This is a genomic window from Micromonospora sp. B006, from assembly GCF_003408515.1.
Taxonomy (GTDB): domain Bacteria; phylum Actinomycetota; class Actinomycetes; order Mycobacteriales; family Micromonosporaceae; genus Micromonospora; species Micromonospora echinospora_A.
Genome location: NZ_CP030865.1, coordinates 1,043,684 through 1,062,667 on the forward strand (window position 1 = coordinate 1,043,684; position 18,984 = coordinate 1,062,667).

Annotated in this window: 19 protein-coding genes; 13 read left to right on the top strand and 6 right to left on the bottom strand. The window is 74.2% G+C overall.

Features of this window, described 5'->3' with window-relative positions; all coding sequences use genetic code 11:
• Positions 1–4 precede the first annotated feature (4 nt).
• From MicB006_RS05115 to efeB, 12 genes are all read left to right on the top strand, one after another.
• On the top strand, positions 5–475 hold the full coding sequence (locus MicB006_RS05115; RefSeq protein ID WP_116504173.1) for a hypothetical protein: 471 nt from the start codon (positions 5–7) through the stop codon (positions 473–475).
• Positions 472–915 carry a hypothetical protein gene (locus tag MicB006_RS05120; RefSeq protein ID WP_116504176.1) on the top strand — a complete coding sequence of 148 codons (444 nt, stop codon included), beginning with the start codon at positions 472–474 and terminating at the stop codon, positions 913–915. The genes MicB006_RS05115 and MicB006_RS05120 overlap by 4 nt, the downstream gene beginning before the upstream one ends.
• A gap of 17 nt (positions 916–932) precedes the next feature.
• The gene (gene nfi / locus MicB006_RS05125) at positions 933–1,652 is read left to right on the top strand and encodes a deoxyribonuclease V (protein WP_116504177.1); all 720 of its coding nucleotides are present in this window, start codon (positions 933–935) and stop codon (positions 1,650–1,652) included.
• 105 nt (positions 1,653–1,757) lie between these two features.
• Positions 1,758–2,747, top strand: coding sequence for a hypothetical protein (locus MicB006_RS05130; RefSeq protein ID WP_116504179.1), 990 nt, complete (start codon positions 1,758–1,760; stop codon positions 2,745–2,747).
• Between the two features lie 198 nt (positions 2,748–2,945).
• Positions 2,946–3,152, top strand: a complete 207-nt coding sequence (locus MicB006_RS05135; RefSeq protein ID WP_030501390.1) for a Trm112 family protein — start codon at positions 2,946–2,948, stop codon at positions 3,150–3,152.
• Complete coding sequence (locus MicB006_RS05140; RefSeq protein ID WP_116504181.1) at positions 3,149–4,345, top strand: SIS domain-containing protein; 1,197 nt, start codon at positions 3,149–3,151, stop codon at positions 4,343–4,345. Before MicB006_RS05135 ends, MicB006_RS05140 begins: the two co-directional genes overlap by 4 nt.
• 28 nt (positions 4,346–4,373) lie before the next feature.
• The gene (locus MicB006_RS05145; RefSeq protein WP_116504183.1) at positions 4,374–5,396 is read left to right on the top strand and encodes a cation diffusion facilitator family transporter; all 1,023 of its coding nucleotides are present in this window, start codon (positions 4,374–4,376) and stop codon (positions 5,394–5,396) included.
• A gap of 3 nt (positions 5,397–5,399) precedes the next feature.
• Positions 5,400–6,557, top strand: coding sequence for a mannose-6-phosphate isomerase, class I (manA, locus tag MicB006_RS05150; protein ID WP_116504185.1), 1,158 nt, complete (start codon positions 5,400–5,402; stop codon positions 6,555–6,557).
• 299 nt (positions 6,558–6,856) lie between these two features.
• Complete coding sequence (gene ahcY, locus MicB006_RS05155; RefSeq protein WP_116504186.1) at positions 6,857–8,356, top strand: adenosylhomocysteinase; 1,500 nt, start codon at positions 6,857–6,859, stop codon at positions 8,354–8,356.
• Positions 8,357–8,531: 175 nt separating this feature from the next.
• Positions 8,532–9,431 (top strand): iron uptake transporter permease EfeU, encoded by a 900-nt coding sequence (gene efeU, locus MicB006_RS05160; protein ID WP_116504188.1) that lies wholly within the window; start codon positions 8,532–8,534, stop codon positions 9,429–9,431.
• A 28-nt stretch (positions 9,432–9,459) separates the two neighbouring features.
• Positions 9,460–10,590: an iron uptake system protein EfeO gene (gene efeO / locus MicB006_RS05165; RefSeq protein ID WP_116504190.1), complete on the top strand. Its 1,131-nt coding sequence runs from the start codon at positions 9,460–9,462 to the stop codon at positions 10,588–10,590.
• Positions 10,587–11,909 carry an iron uptake transporter deferrochelatase/peroxidase subunit gene (efeB, locus tag MicB006_RS05170; protein ID WP_116504192.1) on the top strand — a complete coding sequence of 441 codons (1,323 nt, stop codon included), beginning with the start codon at positions 10,587–10,589 and terminating at the stop codon, positions 11,907–11,909. The genes efeO and efeB overlap by 4 nt, the downstream gene beginning before the upstream one ends.
• Positions 11,910–11,916: 7 nt before the next feature.
• Here the strand turns inward: efeB and MicB006_RS05175 are convergent, their stop codons facing one another.
• A complete protein-coding gene (locus tag MicB006_RS05175; RefSeq protein WP_225980646.1) occupies positions 11,917–12,876 on the bottom strand; it encodes an RDD family protein in 960 nt (319 codons plus the stop codon).
• Positions 12,877–12,917: 41 nt separating this feature from the next.
• Between MicB006_RS05175 and MicB006_RS05180 the strand changes: the two genes are divergently transcribed.
• Positions 12,918–13,871 (top strand): stage II sporulation protein M, encoded by a 954-nt coding sequence (locus MicB006_RS05180; RefSeq protein WP_073824680.1) that lies wholly within the window; start codon positions 12,918–12,920, stop codon positions 13,869–13,871.
• Here MicB006_RS05180 and MicB006_RS05185 read toward each other — a convergent pair.
• From MicB006_RS05185 to MicB006_RS05205, 5 genes are read right to left on the bottom strand one after another with little or no spacing between them, the layout of a single operon-like run.
• Positions 13,849–15,159 (bottom strand): DUF58 domain-containing protein, encoded by a 1,311-nt coding sequence (locus tag MicB006_RS05185; protein ID WP_116504196.1) that lies wholly within the window; start codon positions 15,157–15,159, stop codon positions 13,849–13,851. The genes MicB006_RS05180 and MicB006_RS05185 overlap by 23 nt on opposite strands.
• A complete protein-coding gene (locus MicB006_RS05190) occupies positions 15,156–16,133 on the bottom strand; it encodes a MoxR family ATPase (protein ID WP_116504198.1) in 978 nt (325 codons plus the stop codon). The genes MicB006_RS05185 and MicB006_RS05190 overlap by 4 nt, the downstream gene beginning before the upstream one ends.
• Positions 16,130–17,431, bottom strand: coding sequence for a DUF4350 domain-containing protein (locus MicB006_RS05195; protein ID WP_116504200.1), 1,302 nt, complete (start codon positions 17,429–17,431; stop codon positions 16,130–16,132). Before MicB006_RS05195 ends, MicB006_RS05190 begins: the two co-directional genes overlap by 4 nt.
• Positions 17,428–18,024, bottom strand: coding sequence for a DUF4129 domain-containing protein (locus tag MicB006_RS05200; protein WP_116504202.1), 597 nt, complete (start codon positions 18,022–18,024; stop codon positions 17,428–17,430). Before MicB006_RS05200 ends, MicB006_RS05195 begins: the two co-directional genes overlap by 4 nt.
• The gene (locus MicB006_RS05205) at positions 18,021–18,866 is read right to left on the bottom strand and encodes a hypothetical protein (protein ID WP_116504204.1); all 846 of its coding nucleotides are present in this window, start codon (positions 18,864–18,866) and stop codon (positions 18,021–18,023) included. The genes MicB006_RS05200 and MicB006_RS05205 overlap by 4 nt, the downstream gene beginning before the upstream one ends.
• Positions 18,867–18,984: the final 118 nt, after the last annotated feature.

The window sequence follows — 18,984 nt, forward strand, 5'->3', positions numbered from 1 at the left end:
AGCAGTGACCCACCGGGCCGGCCTTGTGTTGCCGAAGTTCTTCCTCTACTACGACTCGCCGGTGAAGTTGGTGAGGACGGAGGACGGCGGCATGGCGGGCTGGCGGCTCTCACTCGACACCGGCCGGTGGCAGCCGGCGAGCAATCTCGTGGACAGGTTGCTGTTCGGTAGGGATGACGAGATATTCGAGATCAACCCCGAGGAGTTCGTCTGGTACGTCGAGCAGGAGCGGGGCCTGAGTCTGCGCGGTGACGGGCCGATCTTTGCTCTCTACGAGACCGTCCGGGCGATCCAGGACACGCTGCGGGAGGAGCGTCGGTATCCGACGCCCATCGAGCAGGCGTTGATCAAGGGGATCCGTCGGCGGACCTTCGTAATGTTCGAAGAACAACTCCGGCGTGCCGGTGATCCCGGCGCCGACCCAACTGTTGTAAGCCTGTCGACCGACGAAGACGTTGAGGAGCCACCGCGATGAGGCGGTTGGTGGGCTTGAGGCTGCCGAGGTTCTTCGACTACTACCACTCTCCCCTGAAGCTTGTAGCCACCCCCGACGGCGGCGTGGCGGGCTGGATCCTGTTCAAGGACACCGGAGGCTGGCGCGAGGCCAACGGTCTCATCGACAAGGTGATTTTCGTCGGCGGCGACGAGATCAACGAGATATCGCGAGATGAGTTCATTCAGCTCACTGAGCATGAACGAGGCCGTTATCTGAGCGGTGACGGGCCGATCTTTGCTCTCTACGAGACCGTCCGGGCGATCGAGGAAACGCTACGGGAGGAGCGTCGGTATCCGACGCCCCAGGAGCAGGCGTTGATCCGGGGAGTCCGGCGGCGGACCTTCGTGATGTTCGAGGAGCAGCTCCAACAGGCCGGCGACCCCGCCGCCGACCCCACCATCGCCGCCACCGCCTCCTGACGCGGCCCGGAAACGTCATGTCCGTCGACGAAGGCATACCCGTGCCGTACGTTCCGCCCGCCGACGCGGCGGAGGCGACGCGCGTACAGGAGGAGTTGCGGTCGCGGGTGGACCTGGTGGGGCCCGGTCCCGCCGCGCCCGCGACGGTGGCCGGGCTGGACGTGGCCTACGCGCCCGGCGGCGACCTGCTCGCCGCCGCCGTCACGGTGCTGGACGCGGTCAGCCTCGCCGTGGTGGACGAGGCGGTGTGCGTGGGCCGGCCCGCCTTTCCGTACGTGCCGGGGCTGTTCGCCTTCCGGGAGATGCCGGCGCTGCTGGCGGCGTTGGACCGGCTGACCGTTCGCCCGGAGCTGCTGGTGTGCGACGGGCACGGGCTGGCGCATCCGCGTCGGTTCGGGCTGGCCTGCCATCTGGGTCTGGTGACCGGTGTGCCCGCGATCGGGGTGGGCAAGACGCCGCTCGTCGGTTCGTGGACGGGGCCGGGCCCGGAGCGTGGTGACAGCGCCGACCTGTGTGACGAGGGCGACGTGGTCGGGCGGGTGCTGCGTACCCGGGATGGCGTCCGGCCGGTCTTCGTCAGCGTCGGGCACCGGATGGGGTTGGACAACGCGGTGGATCGGGTACTGGCACTGACGCCCCGGTACCGGCTGCCGGAGACGACCCGGACGGCCGACCAACTGTGCCGCCGGGCGCTCGCCTCGGCCGTCGTCTCCGGCGGTGACCTGGACCGGCGGTGATCGCGTGGCGCGGCGCACATGTGGCGTGGTCGATGCGCGGGCACCATCCGGGCCCGGTAGTAACCTGACCGGCGGATCCGGTCCGGACGCAACGGTGAGGTGGGGATGTCGGTGGGGCGGCACGCGGCGCGGTGGGCCATTGTCGGCGCGCTGCTTGGTGCCCTCGTCGCCGTCCCGGCGTCGCCGGCGCTGGCTCGGGACGACCGGGTCGGGCTGCGCTCGGCGGGCAGCTTCACCGCCGGTGGTTCGCCGGGCGCCGTGACTGTCGAGGTGCGCAAGCGCACCGACGGCTGTGTGCAGCTGCGTACCGCGATCGGGCTCCGGCTGGAGGGCCTGCGGGCGGACCAGGTGCGGGTGCAGGTTGCCGCCGACGGCAGCTGGGTGCCGGTGCCCGTCTCCGGTGGTGACGGCGCGGTCGCGACCGCCGAGGTCGCGCCGGTCGACCGGCCGCTGTGCAAGGGCAAGGCCGCCACTGTGCGTTACCGGGTGTCGTTCCTGGCCGGCGCCGTCGGCGGGCGGCTGGAACTGGCGGGCGAGGCGAGCGCCGCGAACGGTGACGTGCTCGGCCGGGCCGGTGGGTCGGCCCGGCTGGTGGGCGCGCCAAGCCCGAGCCCGTCCCGTAAGCCCTCGCCGACGCCCACGCCCAGCGCGAGCGAGACCACGCCGGCCGAGGCGACGGACACGTCGCCGGTCGCCGCCGCCGTCGCCCCGGCCACCGCCGCGGCCGACGACTCGTCGTTCGGAGGTTCCATGATCATGTGGTTCGGTATCGCGCTGGTGCTCGTCGGCGCGGCGCTCATCGTCCTGCTGCTGCGCCGCAGCCGCGCCGATCGCACCGGCGGCGGGCCGGTCGCCGAGCCGCCGCCGGTCCCGCTGCCACGCAGCACCACCACCTATCGTTCCGGCGCGACCGGGCCGGCCCCAACGGTGTACGGCGGCGCGCCGGCGCCCCGTCCGGCCGGCAACGTGTACGGCGCGCCCGCGTCCGGCCCGACGCCGCCCGCGCCCAGCCCCACGCCGCCCGCGCCCGGCCCGATGCCCCCGGCCCCCGCGGGCGGGGACGCGACAAGCGTCCTGCCCCGCTTGCCGGACTGAGGCCGAACCCGACCGGCTCCCGGGGTTACCGTGACGGTGGGTGGTCACGCCGTGACCCGGTGGCCGCCACCTGCCCGGCCGGAGGACGGACACCGGGGCCGAACGGGGCCCGGTGCCGGGGCCGGTTGGCCGATAAGATCGCGTGCGCCGATCGGCACCGCCGACCGGTGAGACCACATACGTGGAAGGAGCCGCGCCGTGGCCCTGGACCCGCAGTTGCTCGAGATCCTCGCCTGCCCGGACACGCATCACGCCCCGCTCGACTACGACGCGCAGGCGCAGACGCTCACCTGCACCGAGTGCGGTCGCATCTTCGAGGTCCGCGACGACGTACCGGTGCTCCTGCTGGACGAGGCGCGCGGTGGACCCGCCGCCGACGAGGCGCGGGGCGGGTCGTCGCGGTGATGGAGGGTACGGCCGGGGTCAGCGGGCACCGGCGCCCAGACGAGGCCCTGCTCGACGACGCGGCGCTGCTGGCCGAGCGGGATCCGGGCGGCATGCTCCGGCACACCGCTTCCGCCGGCGCCCAGGTGCGCGAGTCTGCGGCGCTGGCCGCCGAGGCCAACCTGTCCGTGCTCGCCGACGACGGCCGCCCCCGCGCGGTGGTCATCGCCGGTATCGGCACCGCCGGGCGTACCGGTGACGTGCTTGCCACTGTCGCCGGGCCGCGCTGCCCGGTGCCGGTCATCCCGCACCGCAGCGCCGGCGTGCCGGGCTGGGTGGGCGCGGCGGACGTGGTCATCGCGGTGAGCGCGTCCGGCCGCAGCCCCGAGGCGCTGGGCGCGGCCGAGGCGGCGCACCGCCGTGGCGCCCGGCTGGTGGCGGTGGGCGCGCCCGACTCGCAACTCCAGTCGGTGGCGGAGCGGGCCCGGGCGCCGTTCATCCCGGTGCCCCGGCGCGCGCCGGCCCGGGCCAGCCTCTGGGCGCTCACCGTGCCGGTTCTGCTCGCCGCCCGTACCCTCGGGCTCGTGAAGGTCAACGAGGCCGATCTGGCGGAGACGGCGGCCCGGCCGGACGCCGACGCCGATCGATGCCGGCCGACCGCGGAGTCCTTCGTCAACCCGGCGAAGTCGCTGGCGCTGGGGCTGTCCGGCTCGATCCCGATCGTCTGGGGTTCGTCCCCGCTGGCGACAGTCGCGGCCCGGCGGTTCGGTGACACGTTGTCCGCCAATGCCCGTTACCCGGTGGTCGCCGGCGCGCTGGGCGAGGCGGGCCGGGGCCGCGTCGGTCTGCTCGACGGCGTGTTCGGTGGCCTGGCCGAGGGCGAGCGGGACATCTTCGCCGACCCGGGCGACGACGAGTCCGACGGCACCCGGCTGCGGCTGGTGCTGCTGCGCGACGGCGGGCTCAACGCCGACGACGACACCGACGAGCCGCTGGCGGTGGAGGAGCGCCGCGCGGACGCGGTGCAGACGCTCGCCGAGCGTCGGGGGGTCCGCTGCGACGTGGTGACCGCCGAGGGCGGTTCCGCGCTGGAGCGGCTCGCGTCGCTGGTGGCGGTCCCCGACTTCGCCTCGATCTACCTCGCCCTGGCACACGGGCTGGACCCGATGGCGGTACCGGCCATCACGGAGATGAAGGAGCTGGCAAACCAGTGAGCACACGGGGCATCGAGCGAGGCGGGGAATGAGCGCAAACGGGGGCACTAAGGCGATCGTCGCCGCCCTGGCGGCGAACCTCGGTATCGCCGTCACCAAGTTCATCGCGTTCGCCCTCACCGGCTCCTCGTCGATGCTTGCCGAGTCGATCCACTCGGTGGCCGACTCGGGCAACCAGGGCCTGCTGCTGCTCGGCGGCCGCCGGGCCAAGCGGCAGGCCACGCCGCAGCACCCGTTCGGGTACGGCCGGGAGCGCTACATCTACGCGTTCATCGTGGCGATCGTGCTGTTCAGCCTCGGTGGCCTGTTCGCGCTCTACGAGGCGTACCACAAGGCGGCCGACCCGCACCCGATCGACAGCTGGCAGTGGGTGCCGGTGGTGGTGCTGGTCGCGGCGATCGTGATGGAGGGCTTCTCCTTCCGTACCGCGATCAAGGAGTCCAACCTGGTTCGGGGCAACCAGACCTGGGTGCGGTTCATCCGCCGGGCCAAGGCCCCGGAGCTGCCGGTGGTGCTGCTGGAGGACTTCGGCGCGCTCGTCGGCCTGGTCTTCGCGCTGTTCGGCGTCGGCATGACGCTGATCACCGGAAACGGCATGTGGGACGCGGCGGGTACCGCGATGATCGGTGTGCTGCTCGTGGTCATCGCGGTCACGCTGGCGATCGAGACCAAGAGCCTGCTGCTCGGCGAGGGCGCGGAGCAGGGCGAGCTGGCCAAGATCGAGCAGGCCGTGACCAGTGGTCCCGAGGTCGAGCGGATCATCCACATGAAGACGCTCTACCTGGGCCCGGAGGAGCTGATGGTGGCCGCGAAGATCGCGGTGCCGGCCTGGGAGACCGCCGAGGACCTGGCCCGCGACATCAACGCGGTCGAGGCCCGGATCCGGCGTGAGGTGCCGACGGCCCGGGTGATCTACCTGGAGCCGGACATCTACTCGCCGGAGGCGGAGCGGGCGGGCACCGGGCAGGCGGCGGCGACCGCCGTCCCGGAGACCGCGCCCACCGGTGAGGCGCATACGGCCGACGAGGTGGCCGGGCGGCCCGGGAGCTGACCGATGGAGTTGTTGCAGGGCCGGATCCGCGACTACGCCTGGGGCTCGCGCACCGCGATCGCCGAGTTGCAGGGGCGGCCGGTGCCGAGCAACGGGCCGGAGGCGGAGCTGTGGCTGGGCGCCCACCCGGGCGCCCCGGGCACCGTTCAGCGGGACGGCCGTCCGGTCAGCCTCACCGAGCTGCTGGTGGCCGAGCCGGGCCACTGGCTGGGTGAGCGGCTGGTCGGCCGGTTCGGCACCCGGCTGCCGTTCCTGCTGAAGGTGCTGGCCGCCGACTCCCCGCTGAGCCTCCAGGCCCATCCGGACGCCGAGCAGGCCCGCGCCGGGCACGCCGCCGACGTGGGGCGGGTCAACTACGTCGACCCGTACCACAAGCCGGAGCTGCTGGTGGCGCTCTCGGAGTTCGACGCGCTCTGCGGCTTCCGCGACCCGGGGGAGTCGGCGGCGGCGATCGCCGCGTTCGGCGTACCCGCGCTGGAGCCTGTGGTGGCGGCGTTGCGCGCCGGGCCGGCGGGGCTGCGGGAGGCGGTACGCCTGCTGTTGAGCTGGCCGCGGGCGGAGCGTGCCGGGCTGGTGGCGGCCGTGCTGGCGGCGGACGACGGTCCGGCGCCGGCGGACGCGGAGCTGGTACGCACGCTGGCGGCCGGCTATCCGGACGATCCGGGCGTGGTGGTGGCGCTGCTGTTGCACCACGTCCGGCTGGCGCCCGGCGAGGGCATCTGGATGCCGGCCGGGAACCTGCACGCCTATCTGCGTGGCACCGGTGTGGAGATCATGGCGGCCAGCGACAACGTGCTGCGCGGCGGGCTGACCGCGAAGCGGGTCGACGTGGACGAGCTGGTGCGGGTGCTCCGGTTCGAGGTGCTGACCGAGCCGGTGCTGCGGCCGGAGACGGTGGCGCCCGGGGTGCTGACGTGGCCGGTGCCGGTGGAGGACTTCGCGCTGCACCGGGTCGAGGTCGCCGCCGGTTCGCCGGGGGCGCGGCTGACGCTGCCCGGGCCGCGGGTGGTGCTCTGCCGGGCCGGGAAGCTCACCGTCGACGACGGGGTGGGCGTGGTCACGCTCGGCGCGGGACAGGCCGCCGTGGGGACGGCGGCGGGCGGTCCGCTGACGCTGGGCGGGGACGGCGAGGCGTTCGTCGCCACCTGTGGCCTGCGCTGAGCGCTCCGGCAATAACCGCAAGTCCGACTTTCCCGAAATGGCTTGACGCTTCGCTGGCGCGGTGTGACCCTATGGGTACGCAGCGTTGTCGCGACGAAGGTCCGATGACGTGCGGGGGAACCAAACCGGGGGGATGCACGGGGCGGCCGGGCCGTGGATGGAAAGTCCGTCCATGACCGACCGCCCCGTGCGCTGTCCGCCGACCGGCCGATTGTGTGCTCGGTCAACCGGGCACCGACCGGACGGGGCGCGCGCGTAAGGTGGAAGGCTGCGCACCACATCGTTCGACAGGAGCTTCCATGACCAGCACCCTCCCCGCGGCCTCCAGCGGCGCGTCGTCGCAGGCTCGGCCGAGCACCCTCGCCGAGGGCGACTACAAGGTGGCGGATCTGTCGCTCGCCGCGTTCGGGCGCAAGGAGATCCGGCTCGCCGAGCACGAGATGCCCGGCCTGATGGCGATCCGGCGTGAGTTCGCCGAGGCCCAGCCGCTGGCCGGCGCCCGCATCACCGGCTCGCTGCACATGACCGTCCAGACCGCCGTCCTGATCGAGACCCTTGTCGCGCTCGGCGCGCAGGTCCGCTGGGCGTCCTGCAACATCTTCTCCACCCAGGACCACGCCGCCGCGGCGATCGTGGTCGGCCCCGAGGGCACCCCGGAGGCCCCGGCCGGTGTGCCGGTCTACGCCTGGAAGGGCGAGACGCTGCCGGAGTACTGGTGGTGTACCGAGCAGGTGCTCGCCTGGCCGGACGGGCAGGGCCCGAACATGATCCTGGACGACGGCGGCGACGCCACCCTGCTCGTCCACAAGGGCGCCGAGTTCGAGAAGGCCGGCGCCGTGCCGCCGGTCGAGTCCGCCGACTCCGAGGAGTACGCGGTCATCCTCGAACTGCTGCACCGCTCGCTGGCCGAGGACAACCAGCGCTGGACCCGGATCGCCGCCGGCATCAAGGGCGTCACCGAGGAGACCACCACCGGCGTGCACCGGCTCTACGAGATGCACCGCGCCGGCACGCTGCGCTTCCCGGCCATCAACGTCAACGACTCGGTCACGAAGAGCAAGTTCGACAACAAGTACGGCTGCCGCCACTCGCTCATCGACGGCATCAACCGGGCCACCGACGTGCTGATCGGCGGCAAGATGGCAGTGGTCATGGGCTACGGCGACGTGGGCAAGGGCTGCGCCGAGTCGCTGCGCGGCCAGGGCGCCCGGGTCGTGGTGACCGAGGTCGACCCGATCTGCGCGCTGCAGGCGGCGATGGACGGCTACCAGGTCGCCACGCTCGACGACGTGGTGGAGCAGGCCGACATCTTCATTACCGCGACCGGCTGCTTCGACGTCATCACCAACGAGCACATGGCCCGGATGAAGCACCAGGCCATCGTCGGCAACATCGGCCACTTCGACAACGAGATCGACATGGCCGGCCTGGCCAAGCGCGGCGACGTGACCCGGGAGAACATCAAGCCGCAGGTCGACGTGTGGCGCTTCGACGACGGCCACGCGATCATCGTGCTCTCCGAGGGCCGCCTGCTGAACCTGGGCAACGCCACCGGCCACCCGAGCTTCGTGATGTCGAACTCGTTCGCCAACCAGACGATCGCCCAGATCGAGCTGTTCACCAAGCCCGACGAGTACCCGATCGGCGTCTACGTGCTGCCCAAGCACCTGGACGAGAAGGTCGCCCGGCTGCACCTGGACGCGCTCGGCGCGAAGCTGACCACGCTCACCAAGGAGCAGGCCGCCTACCTGGGCGTCTCCACGGAGGGCCCGTTCAAGCCCGACCACTACCGCTACTGAGTTCACGCTCCGGAAGGGACCGGGGTCGGCCGCCGCGCGGCCGTCCCGGTCCCTTTTCGCGTACGGGAGCAGCCGGCAAGTGCCGAACCGGGTGACGTTACAGCGATCAGCTTGACGTTTGCTGTGAACAGGAGGAAGGTATGCCTGCCCTAAGTTAGCGACGACGGAGCAGCTGATGTTCGCCACGTACCTGATCGGCCTGCGCGAAGGTCTGGAAGCGACACTTGTGGTCAGCATCCTCGTCGCGTTCCTCGTGAAGTCGCAGCGGCGGGACCGGCTGCCGCAGGTCTGGGCCGGCGTCGGCCTGGCCGTGGCGCTCTCCGTCGGCTTCGGCTCCCTGATCCAGTACACCTCGACCTCGCTGCTGCGTACGTACGAGTCGCGCGAGATGTTCGAGGCGGTCACCTCGATCGCCGCAGTGGTCTTCGTGACCTGGATGATCTTCTGGATGCGCCGGGCCGCCCGCACCATCGCGGGCGAGCTGCGCGGCAAGCTCACCGACGCGCTCGCGGTCGGCTCCCTGGCGGTCGCCGGCATGGCGTTCCTCGCGGTGGTCCGGGAGGGCCTGGAGACCGCGCTCATCTTCTACGCCGCAGCGGAGAGCGTGGCCGGCGGAACCGGGCCCGGTTCGCTGCTCGCCCTGGCCGGTGGCGTCGCCACCGCGGTGGTGATCGGATTCCTGCTCTACCGCAGCGCGGTCCGGATCAACCTGAGCCGGTTCTTCACCTGGACCGGGGCGCTGCTCATCCTGGTGGCCGCCGGCATCCTCAAGTACGGCGTGCACGACTTCCAGGAGGCAGGCGTCCTGCCCGGCCTGAACGACCTGGCCTTCGACATCTCCACCACGCTCGACCCGAACACCTGGTACGGCGCGCTGCTCGCCGGCATGTTCAACATCACCGCAGCGCCGACGGTGCTGGAGCTGATCGCCTGGGTCGCGTACGCGGTGCCGGTGCTCGTGCTCTTCCTGCGCAAGCCGGTCCAGCCCGCGAAGCCGGCCCGGCCCGCCGAGCCCGCAGCCGACACGCCCGCCGCGCCGGCCGACGTCGCCGCTGTTCCGTCCCCCCGCGCCTGACCCTTCCGTTTCCGAGGAGACCCGCACGATGCGTACCACTCGATTCGTCGCGCCCGCCGCCGCCGGGCTGCTCGCCGTCGCCGGACTGGCCGGCTGCGGGGGCGGTGACGACGCCGACGCCACGAGCGGCGGGCCGATCGCCGTCAAGGCCACCGACACCGTCTGCGAGGTCGGCGACACCGAGATCGACGCCGGGCAGGTCACGTTCAAGGTGACGAACAACGGCTCCAAGGTCAACGAGTTCTACGTCTACGCCGCCGGGGACCGGGTGATGGGCGAGGTGGAGAACATCGCCCCGGGGCTCAGCCGCGAGCTGCGCGTCGAGCTGTCCGCCGGCACGTACGAGACGGCCTGCAAGCCCGGGATGAGCGGCCGGGGCATCCGGGGCGCGCTGAAGGTCAGCGGCACCGCCGCGACTGTCGCCCCTGACGCCGCGCTGACCCAGGCCACCGAGAGCTACCAGCGGTACGTGCGCAGCCAGACCGCCGCGCTGCTGACGAAGACCGAGGAGTTCGTGGCGGCGGTCAAGGCGAACGACGTGGCGAAGGCCAAGGCGCTCTACCCGGTGGCCCGCACCTACTGGGAGCGGATCGAGCCGGTCGCGGAGAGCTTCGGCGACCTCGACCCGAAGATCGACGGCCGCGAGGAGGTGGTCGAGGAGGGTATGGAGTTCACCGGCTTCCACCGGATCGAGAAGGACCTCTGGACCACCGGGGACGTGAGCTCCGACGGCGCGATCGCCGACCAGCTCCTGGTCGACGTCAAGGCGATCGTGGCCAAGGCGGACGCCGAGAAGCTCACCCCGCTCCAACTCGCCAACGGCGCCAAGGCGCTGCTCGACGAGGTCGCCAGCGGCAAGATCACCGGTGAGGAGGAGCGCTACTCGCACACCGACCTCTGGGACTTCAACGCCAACCTGGAGGGCTCCAAGGCGGCGATCGCCGCGCTGCGCCCGGCCCTGGAGCAGCGCGCGCCCGACCTGGTCAAGCAGCTCGACGGCGAGTTCGCGAACGTGGAGACCACGCTCGGGCGGCACCGGGCCGGCGACGGCTGGAAGCTGCACACCCAGCTCACGAAGACCGAGCTGAAGGAGCTGTCGGACGCGGTGAACGCCCTGGCCGAGCCGGTCAGCAAGGTCGCGGCGGCAGTCGCGCGATGACCGGGCCGGCCGACGGTGACGCCACGAGCGAGCCGAACACGCAGCGCTCCGGTCGGGGCGTCTCCCGCCGCCGGGCGATCACCCTGGCCGGCGTCGGCGTGGCCGGAGTCGCCGGGGTGGCGGGCGGCGCGGGCGCGCTGCTCGCCGGCGGGAACGAGGCGTCGGCGACCGGATCGGCCGCCGGTTCCGTGCCGTTCCTCGGCGAGCACCAGGCCGGCATCACCACCCCGGCCCAGGACCGGCTGCACTTCGTCGCGTTCGACGTGGTCACCAAGGACCGGGACCGGCTGGTCGCCATGCTCCAGGAATGGACCGCCGCGGCGGCCCGGATGACCGCCGGCAAGGACGCCGGGGTGATCGGCGCGGTCGGCGGCATGCCCGAGGCCCCGCCGGACGACACCGGCGAGGCGCTCGGACTGCCCCCGTCGCAGCTCACCCTCACCGTTGGCTTCGGGCCGACGCTGTTCCGCGACGCGCAGGGCCGGGACCGCTTCGGCATCGCCGCCCGGCGTCCGGCCGCACTGGCCGACCTGCCGCACTTCGCCGGGGACGCGCTGAAGCCGGAACTGTCCGGCGGGGACATCTGCGTCCAGGCGTGCGCCAACGACCCGCAGGTCGCGGTGCACGCCATCCGCAACCTCGCCCGGATCGGCATGGGCGTGGTGAGCGTCCGCTGGTCGCAGCTCGGCTTCGGGCGTACCTCGTCGACGTCACGGGACCAGGCCACGCCGCGCAACCTGTTCGGCTTCAAGGACGGCACCGCCAACCTCAAGGCCGAGGACGCCGGCCTGCTGCGCGACCAGCTCTGGGTGCAGCCCGGCGACGGCCCGGACTGGATGACCGGCGGCTCCTACCTGGTCACCCGGAAGATCCGGATGCTGATCGAGACGTGGGACCGCAGCCCGCTGGCCGAACAGGAGATGATCGTCGGCCGGACCAAGGGCAGCGGCGCCCCGCTCGGCCGCCGGGACGAGTTCGACGAGCCGGACTTCGCCGCGAAGGGCGACGACGGCGAGCCGCTCATCGCCGACACCGCGCACGTGCGGCTGGCCCACCCGGACCAGAACGACGGCGCCCGTCTGCTGCGCCGCGGCTACAACTTCGTGGACGGCTCCGACGGGCTGGGCCGGCTCGACGCCGGGCTGTTCTTCATCGCCTACCAGCGCGACCCGCGCCGCCAGTTCGTGCCGATCCAGGCCCGGCTGGCCCGCAACGACGCGATGAACGAGTACCTGCGGCACGTCTCCAGCGGCCTGTTCGCCTGCCCGCCCGGCCTCCGCGACGCGGCCGACTGGTGGGGGCGCGCGCTGTTCTCCTGAGGCCGGCTCAGCGGCGTACCGGATCGGGTGCGACCTGCGGCGCGGCGGGCCGCAACCGGCCCGCGCCCGGCCCGGCGGGATCCGGCCCGGCCGCACCCGGCACGACGGCGGGCGCCGGGACCAGCTCCGGCCAGAGCGTGGCGGCGACCGCCCGGCTGCGGCCCAGCCGGTGCGCCGCCCGTCGCCCCCGCTCGGCGAGCACCGCCGACAGATACGCCCAGTCCGGCGCGGCCCACGGCGGAGGCGGCGAGGTGACCGCCGCGACCTCCGTCCACAACCCCCGGCCCAGCCGGAGCCGCTCCGGTTCGGCGAGCTGGGGCAGCCGGTCCAGGTACTGCCGGACGGCCAGCGCCAGCCCGTCGTCGAGACGGGTCAGGTCGAGCGTGGCGGCCCAGGCCAGCAGCGGCGGCGCGGTCGGCGGCAGCGGCCGCCACAGCGCGGCGCCCCGGGTGTGCACCACGAGCGTGCCGGCGACCAGGTCGCCCAGCCGGCGTCCGCGCGGGTCGGTGAGCATCACCGTGACGCTCGCCGCCCAGCTCAGCAGCGGCAGCACCAGTCCGGGCCACTCCACCGCGACGCCGACGAGCGCCCGGGTCAGCGACTGGCCCACCCCCACCGGGCCGCCGTCGGCCCGGACCACCCGCAGCCCGACGGCCAGCTTGCCCACCGTCCGGCCACCGGCGAAACGTTCCATCACCACCGGGTAGCCGATCAGCACCAGCACCAGGAGCACGATCTGGAGCGCGCCGGCCAGGGCGGCGTCGAGGAAGTCCCCGAGCAGGGCGAGCGCCACCATCCCCAGCACCACGCCGAGCACGAGCGCCAGGACGAGCTGGATCACCGCGTCGATCAGCAGCGCCAGCACCCGGGAGCCCAGCCGGGCCGCCCGGACGTCCAGCTCCACCGCCTCGCCGCTTACCAGACCGGCGTCGGCCCATCGGGGCGGTGGGGGAGGTTGCGCGCGCACCCCGACAGTGAACACCATGGACGCCGAACGGGGGAGGGCGAGTGGATCTCGACGCGTACGTGGCCGAGCACAACGCCGAATGGCGGCGGCTGGAGTACCTGACCGGGCGGCGTCGTCTCGACGCGGCCGAGGTCGACGAGTTGGTGGCGCTCTACCAGCGCAGTGCCACGCACCTGTCCGCGTTGCGCGCCCGGGCGCCCGAGCCGGCGCTGGTGAACCGGCTGTCCCACCTGGTCCTCGCGGCCCGGGCCCGGGTCACCGGCCGTCCGCGGTTCTCCTGGGCGGCGGTGGGCCGGTTCCTGGTGGCCGACCTGCCCGCCGCCCTCTACCGGGCCTGGCCGTGGTGGTGCGGCGTGGCCACCGGGTTCAGCCTGCTCACCGCGTTCCTCATCTGGTTCGTCGCCGAAAACCCGGACACCGCCGCCGCGTTCGTCGGCGACGAGGCCGCCCGGGAACTCGTCGACTCCGGTTTCGCCGGCTACTACACCGAGTTCGCCGCGCCCACCTTCGCGTTCCACCTGTGGACGCACAACGCCTGGCTGGCCGCCCAGTGCCTGGCCGCCGGGGTGCTCGTGGTGCCGGTGCTCTGGCTGCTGTGGCAGAACGCGCTGAACATCGGCGTGGTCGGCGGCGTGATGGTCGCCTACGGCCGGGCGGACGTCTTCTTCGGCCTGATCACGCCGCACGGCCTGCTGGAGCTGACCGGGATCTACGTCGCCGCCGGGGTCGGACTGCGTACCGCCTGGGCCTGGATCGCCCCGCCCGCGGACCTCGGGCGGGGCCGGGCGGTCGCCGAGGCGGGACGGCTCGCCGTCGTGGTGGCGGCCGGTCTGGTCGGCCTGTTCGCGGTCTCCGCGCTGGTCGAGGCGTTCGTCACCCCGGCGCCGCTGCCGGTCGCGCTCCGGGTGGCCGCCGGGGCCGCGGTGTGGCTGGCCTTCCTCGCGTACGCGCTGGTGCTCGGCCGGCGCGCGGTCAGAGCTGGCCGAGGGACTTGAGCCGCAGGTAGGTGTCCGCGACGGCCGGCGCGAGTTGGTGCGCGGGCACGTCCACCACCGTCACCCCGTAGCGGGACAGCGCGGCGCGTACCCGGTCCCGTTCGGCCAGCGCCCGCCACGCCGACGCAGCCGCGTACGGATCGTCCGGGCCCGTCGGGGTGGCAGTGGCGAGCCTGGTCAGCACCGGGTCGCTGCCGGCGGCCAGCACCACCCGGTGCCGGGTCGCCAGCCGGGGCAGCACCGGCAGCAGTCCTTCGCCGATCGCGCCCGCCTCCAGCGCCGTGAACAGCACCACCAGGCTGCGCTGCCGCTCCCGGCGCAGCACCTCGCCGGCGATCAGCTCGAAGTCGGTCTCGGCAAGCGTCGGCTCCAGCGGCGCCACCGCCTCGACCAGCCGGGCGAGCAGGGCCGGACGGCCGCTGCCGGTCACCCGGGCCCGGATCTCGGTGTCCGCCGCCAGCAGGTCCACCCGGTCACCGGCGCGGGCCGCGAGCGCGGTGAGCAGCAGCGCCGCGTCGATAGCGGTGTCCAGCCGGGGCTCGTCGCCCAGCCGGACCGCCGAGGTGCGGCCGGTGTCCAGCACGCAGACCAGGCGCCGGTCCCGTTCCGGGCGCCAGGTGCGGACCAGGATGTCGGCGCGACGGGCGCTGCCCCGCCAGTCGATCGAACGGACGTCGTCGCCCACCGCGTACTCGCGCAGCGTGTCGAACTCGGTGCCGTGGCCGCGCCCCCGGGTCACCTGCACGCCGTCAATGACCCGCAGCCGGGCCAGCTTCTCCGGCAGGTGCCGGCGGGAGTCGAACCGGGGCAGCACCCGCAGCGTCCACGGCGGTGTGGCGGGCTGCCCGGCGTGCTGCCGGGCACCCAGGCGCATCGGCCCGAACGAGCGTACGGTCAGCGCCACCGCCGGCCGGTCGCCGCGCCGGGTCGGGGTGAGCCGGACCGGCAGCGTGGCGCTGCCGCCGGGCGGCACGGTGAGCAGGCGCTGCGGCGGCACGTCCGGGCGCGCCCCGGCCGACGGCACCCAGGCGTCGCGCACCTGTGCGTACAGCGTGTGGTGGGTGGGGTTGGTCAGGTGCAGCGTGACGGTGGCGGTGCCGCCGAGCCGCACCGTCCGGTCGCCGGAGCGGACCACGGTGAGCGCGTGCGGCGGAGCGGCCATCGCCCGGTCGAGCGCCACCAGCAGCAGCACCACGACGGTCAGCACGGCCATCCCGAGGAACGGCGCCGGCCAGAACGGCAGCGTCAGCGCGCCCACACCGAGCAGCAGACCCGCCCGCCAGGTCATCGCGGCGTCGGCACGGTGGCCAGCACCGAGTCCAGCACCGCGTCCACCGTCACACCCTCCAGCTCCGCCTCCGGGCGCGGCCGCAGCCGGTGCCGCAGCGTGGGCCGGGCCACCGCCTTCACGTCGTCCGGCGTGATGTGGTCCCGGCCGGCCAGCCAGGACCACGCCTTGGCGGTGTTCAGCAGCGCGGTGGCGCCCCGGGGCGACGCGCCCAGCTCCAGCGCCGGGGCGGAGCGGGTGCCCCGGCACAGGTCCACGATGTAGCCGAGCACCGGCTCGGCCACGTGCACCCTCTGCACCTCGGCCCGGGCGGCGGCCAGGTCCGCCGCGCCGGCCACCGGGCGTACGCCGGCGGCACGCAGGTCGCGCGGGTCGAAGCCGGCGTGGTGCGCGCGGAGCACGCCCAGCTCCTCCTCCCGCTCCGGCAGCGGCACCGTCAGCTTGAGCAGGAAGCGGTCGAGCTGCGCCTCGGGCAGCGGGTAGGTGCCCTCGTACTCGACCGGGTTCTGGGTGGCCGCGACGATGAACGGGTCGGGCAGCGGGCGGCGCTCGCCCTCGACGGAGACCTGCCGCTCCTCCATCACCTCCAGCAGCGCCGACTGCGTCTTGGGCGGGGTGCGGTTGATCTCGTCGGCTAGCAGCAGGTTGGTGAAGACCGGCCCCTCCCGGAACGTGAACGCGGCGGTGCGCTGGTCGAAGATCAACGAGCCGGTGACGTCACCCGGCATCAGGTCGGGGGTGAACTGCACCCGCTTGGCGTCCAGGTCCAGCGCGGCGGCCAGCGTCCGCACCAGCAGCGTCTTGGCCACCCCCGGTACGCCCTCCAGCAGCACGTGCCCCCGGCAGAGCAGCGCGATCACCAGACCGGTGACCACGGCGTCCTGCCCGACGACTGCCTTGGCCACCTCGGCGCGCAGCCGGTGCAGGGCGGCGCGGGCGCCGGACGGGGCGGTGGTCGTGACAGGTCCGGTCACCGGGTGTCTCCTTCGCTCGGATGCGGGGCCAGGGTACGGGTCAGGGCGTCCAGTTCGCGGGCCAGCTCCAGCAGCTCGCGGTCCTTCTCCGGGGCGGGGCCGTAGAGCAGTTCGGCCACCCGTTCCGGGTCGGCGCCGGCGCGCGCGGCGATCACGGCGGCCACCTCGTCGTCGGGCGTGTCCGGGGGCAGGTTGAGCCGCGGCAGCAGCCGGTCCAGCGCGGCGCCGCGCAGCGTCTCGGCGACAGTGCCCCGGGCGCCCGCCCGGCGGTAGAGCCGCGCCCGGCCGCGTACCGTCTCGGCGGACCGGACGGTCACCGGCAGCGGCTCCGACACCGGTGGCCCGAGGCGGCGGGCCCGCCAGAGCACGACGAGCAGCCCGGCCAGGGCGAGCTGCGCCAGGAGGGCCCAGAACCACGGCGGGAAGGCACCCCAGAGCGGGTTCTCCCACGGCGGGTCGGCGCGATCGGGCGGGTCGGGCCGTTCCGCCCGGCCGTCGCCGCCGCCCTGGGCGGGCTCCTCGGTGAAGGGTTCCGGGGACCAGCTCGGGCGGGTCGGGGCCGGTACCGGCTCGGGCAGGTCGAGCCAGACGAGCGGGCGGTTCCCGCCGAGCAGGCCGGTGGCGAGGACTTCGTTTCCCCACTCGTCGATCCGGTCGTTGCGGAACGGGTCGCTGGCGCCGGCCAGCACCATCTCGACCCGGCCGGGGGCGCGCAGCAGCGCGCCGCCGTAGCAGTGGTCGACCTCGGGCGGCCCGGCGTAGCGCTGCAGGTCGATCGCGGCGGCGCCGGCCCGGACCGCCTCGGGCAGCGGGCACGGCGTGCCGTCCGCGTCCGGCGGCACGGCCCGCGCGGCCCAGCGCCGGGTGGCCGCCTCGGCCGGCGCGTCCAGTTCGGCGAGCACCCGCGGCGAGGGCTCGACAAGCACCAGACGGCTGCCCGGGGGCAGGGCGGTCAGGCGGTCGACGAGGTCCGGGTGCACCAGTCCGGGCGCGGGCAGGAAGACGGTGCTGGGCGCGATGCCGGCGGTTTGCAGCATCCCGTCGAACGTCGTCTCCCGGCGCAGCGACACGCCCTGCGCGCGCAGCGCCTCGGCGAGCCGGCTGCCGCCGTCGTCGTCGGTGGCGACCGGGGAGAGGAAGCCGGGCTCGTCGGTGTCGGGCCGGTCGACGGCGTGCAGCACGAGCGTGGTCACGATCAGCAGCACGGCCAGCCCGAGCGGGACGACCAGCCGGTGCCACCGACGGCGCGGCGCCGCCGCGGTGGCCGTGTCCGCCGAGGTCACTGTGGTGGCGGTCATCGCGGCTCCTCCCCGGTCAGCTCGCGACGCAGGTCGGCGGCGAGTTCGCGCATCCGACGGTCGTGCGCGGCGGTGGCGGGGCGCTGGGCGTACCAGAGGTCGGAGAAGATCGCCCCGGCGGTGTGCAGCGTCGGCCGCACCTGCGGCCGGGCGCGGGCCGCCGCCTCGGTCAGCTCGACGACTGTGAGCCCGGGGCGGGGCTCCACGACGTGCCGCACGACCAGGAGCCGGACCATCTCGCGCAGCCGTTCCCGGACCGCCTCGGCGTACCGGCCCTCGGCCGCGAGCCGATCGGCCAGCCCGGGCGCGTCGGCCGGGACGGCGTCCGGGGTCCGGGGCGCGGGCACCCGTACCGGCGGCGGGTCGGAGCGGCGGCGCGCCGGCCGGCGCAGGCGGGGCAGCCGCAGCCGTGGCAGGCGTGGCCGGCGCAGCCGGGGCAGCCTGAACCGGGGCAGCCGCCGGGGCACCCAGGCCGGGAAGAAGTACCAGGCCAGGGCGGTGAGCAGCGCGACCGCCAGCAGAATCAGCGCGGCCAGCGGCAGCGGCAGCAGGTCACCGAGGGCCGCCACCGTCTCGGTCCACCACCGGCTCACCGCTGCGCCGCCAGCAGGGCCGGTTCCGGTACGCCGGCCGGCGCCCGCGAGAGCCGGATGTCCAGCCCTTCGGTGCGGATCCGGGTCTCCAGGTGCAGCACCGCGTCCAGGCAGGCCAGCGCCGGGTACGCCAGCGCGTTCACAGCGGCGAAGGCGGCGACCGTCACCGGCAGCGCCCAGGCGGACACGTCGAACAGGCCGAGCATGCCGAGACCGTGGTAGACGCCCAGCCCGATGCCGAGCCGGATCAGCAACCAGCCCAGATAGCCGAGCAGCCGGACGGCGGCGGCCCGCGCGCTCACCCGGCCCGCCAGGCGGATCGCCCGCCACGGCGCCCGGTGTCCGGGCACCCCGTCCAGCACCAGCACCGGCACCACCAGGCCGAGCAGCCCGTACGCCAGGAACCAGCCCGGCCCGGTCAGGGCGGCGAGCGCGACGACGGGGCCGATCACGACGGCGGCCAGCACCGCTACGCCGGGGCGGGAGCCACGCAGCAGCTCGGCCGGCCCGGGACGGCGTCCCAGCAGGGCCGCGCCGGCGCCGCGCGCGGCCGGGCCGCCCAGCAGCGCGATAATGGCCGCCTCGGTGCCGGCGCCGGTCGCCAGCAGCAGCCAGTACCAGGGCAGCGAGTCACCGGTGTCCGCCGGCCACCACTGGGGCGGGTCGGCCTCGGCCAGCAGCCGCAGCGGGTGCAGCACCGCCTGCTCGGCGAGGGCCAGCAGGAGGGCGAGCGGGACGAGCACCCGGGCGTGGTCGCGCAGCAGCAGAACTGCCGCGTCGAGCAGTTCGCCGACGGTCAGCGGACGGCGCGGCAGCACCGCGGTCGGGCCGGCGTCGGGCACGCGTACTCCTGGGCATGCAGGGCGGAGGTGGCGGGCGGCGCGGCGCCCGAGGGATCATGGTTGCACGGCGGGTCCGCATCCGGTGGACCCGTCCGCCTCGACGCGCCACGCTGGGCGG

What these genes read in the sequence shown, in the direction of transcription:
- MicB006_RS05195 (WP_116504200.1), bottom strand. Translation starts at nt 17,431, where the DNA reads ATGACCGCCACCACAGTGACCTCGGCGGACACGGCCACCGCGGCGGCG.
- MicB006_RS05130 (WP_116504179.1), top strand. Translation starts at nt 1,758, where the DNA reads ATGTCGGTGGGGCGGCACGCGGCGCGGTGGGCCATTGTCGGCGCGCTG.
- manA (WP_116504185.1), top strand. Translation starts at nt 5,400, where the DNA reads ATGGAGTTGTTGCAGGGCCGGATCCGCGACTACGCCTGGGGCTCGCGC.
- MicB006_RS05145 (WP_116504183.1), top strand. Translation starts at nt 4,374, where the DNA reads ATGAGCGCAAACGGGGGCACTAAGGCGATCGTCGCCGCCCTGGCGGCG.
- nfi (WP_116504177.1), top strand. Translation starts at nt 933, where the DNA reads ATGTCCGTCGACGAAGGCATACCCGTGCCGTACGTTCCGCCCGCCGAC.
- ahcY (WP_116504186.1), top strand. Translation starts at nt 6,857, where the DNA reads ATGACCAGCACCCTCCCCGCGGCCTCCAGCGGCGCGTCGTCGCAGGCT.
- efeU (WP_116504188.1), top strand. Translation starts at nt 8,532, where the DNA reads ATGTTCGCCACGTACCTGATCGGCCTGCGCGAAGGTCTGGAAGCGACA.
- efeO (WP_116504190.1), top strand. Translation starts at nt 9,460, where the DNA reads ATGCGTACCACTCGATTCGTCGCGCCCGCCGCCGCCGGGCTGCTCGCC.
- efeB (WP_116504192.1), top strand. Translation starts at nt 10,587, where the DNA reads ATGACCGGGCCGGCCGACGGTGACGCCACGAGCGAGCCGAACACGCAG.
- MicB006_RS05120 (WP_116504176.1), top strand. Translation starts at nt 472, where the DNA reads ATGAGGCGGTTGGTGGGCTTGAGGCTGCCGAGGTTCTTCGACTACTAC.
- MicB006_RS05185 (WP_116504196.1), bottom strand. Translation starts at nt 15,159, where the DNA reads ATGACCTGGCGGGCGGGTCTGCTGCTCGGTGTGGGCGCGCTGACGCTG.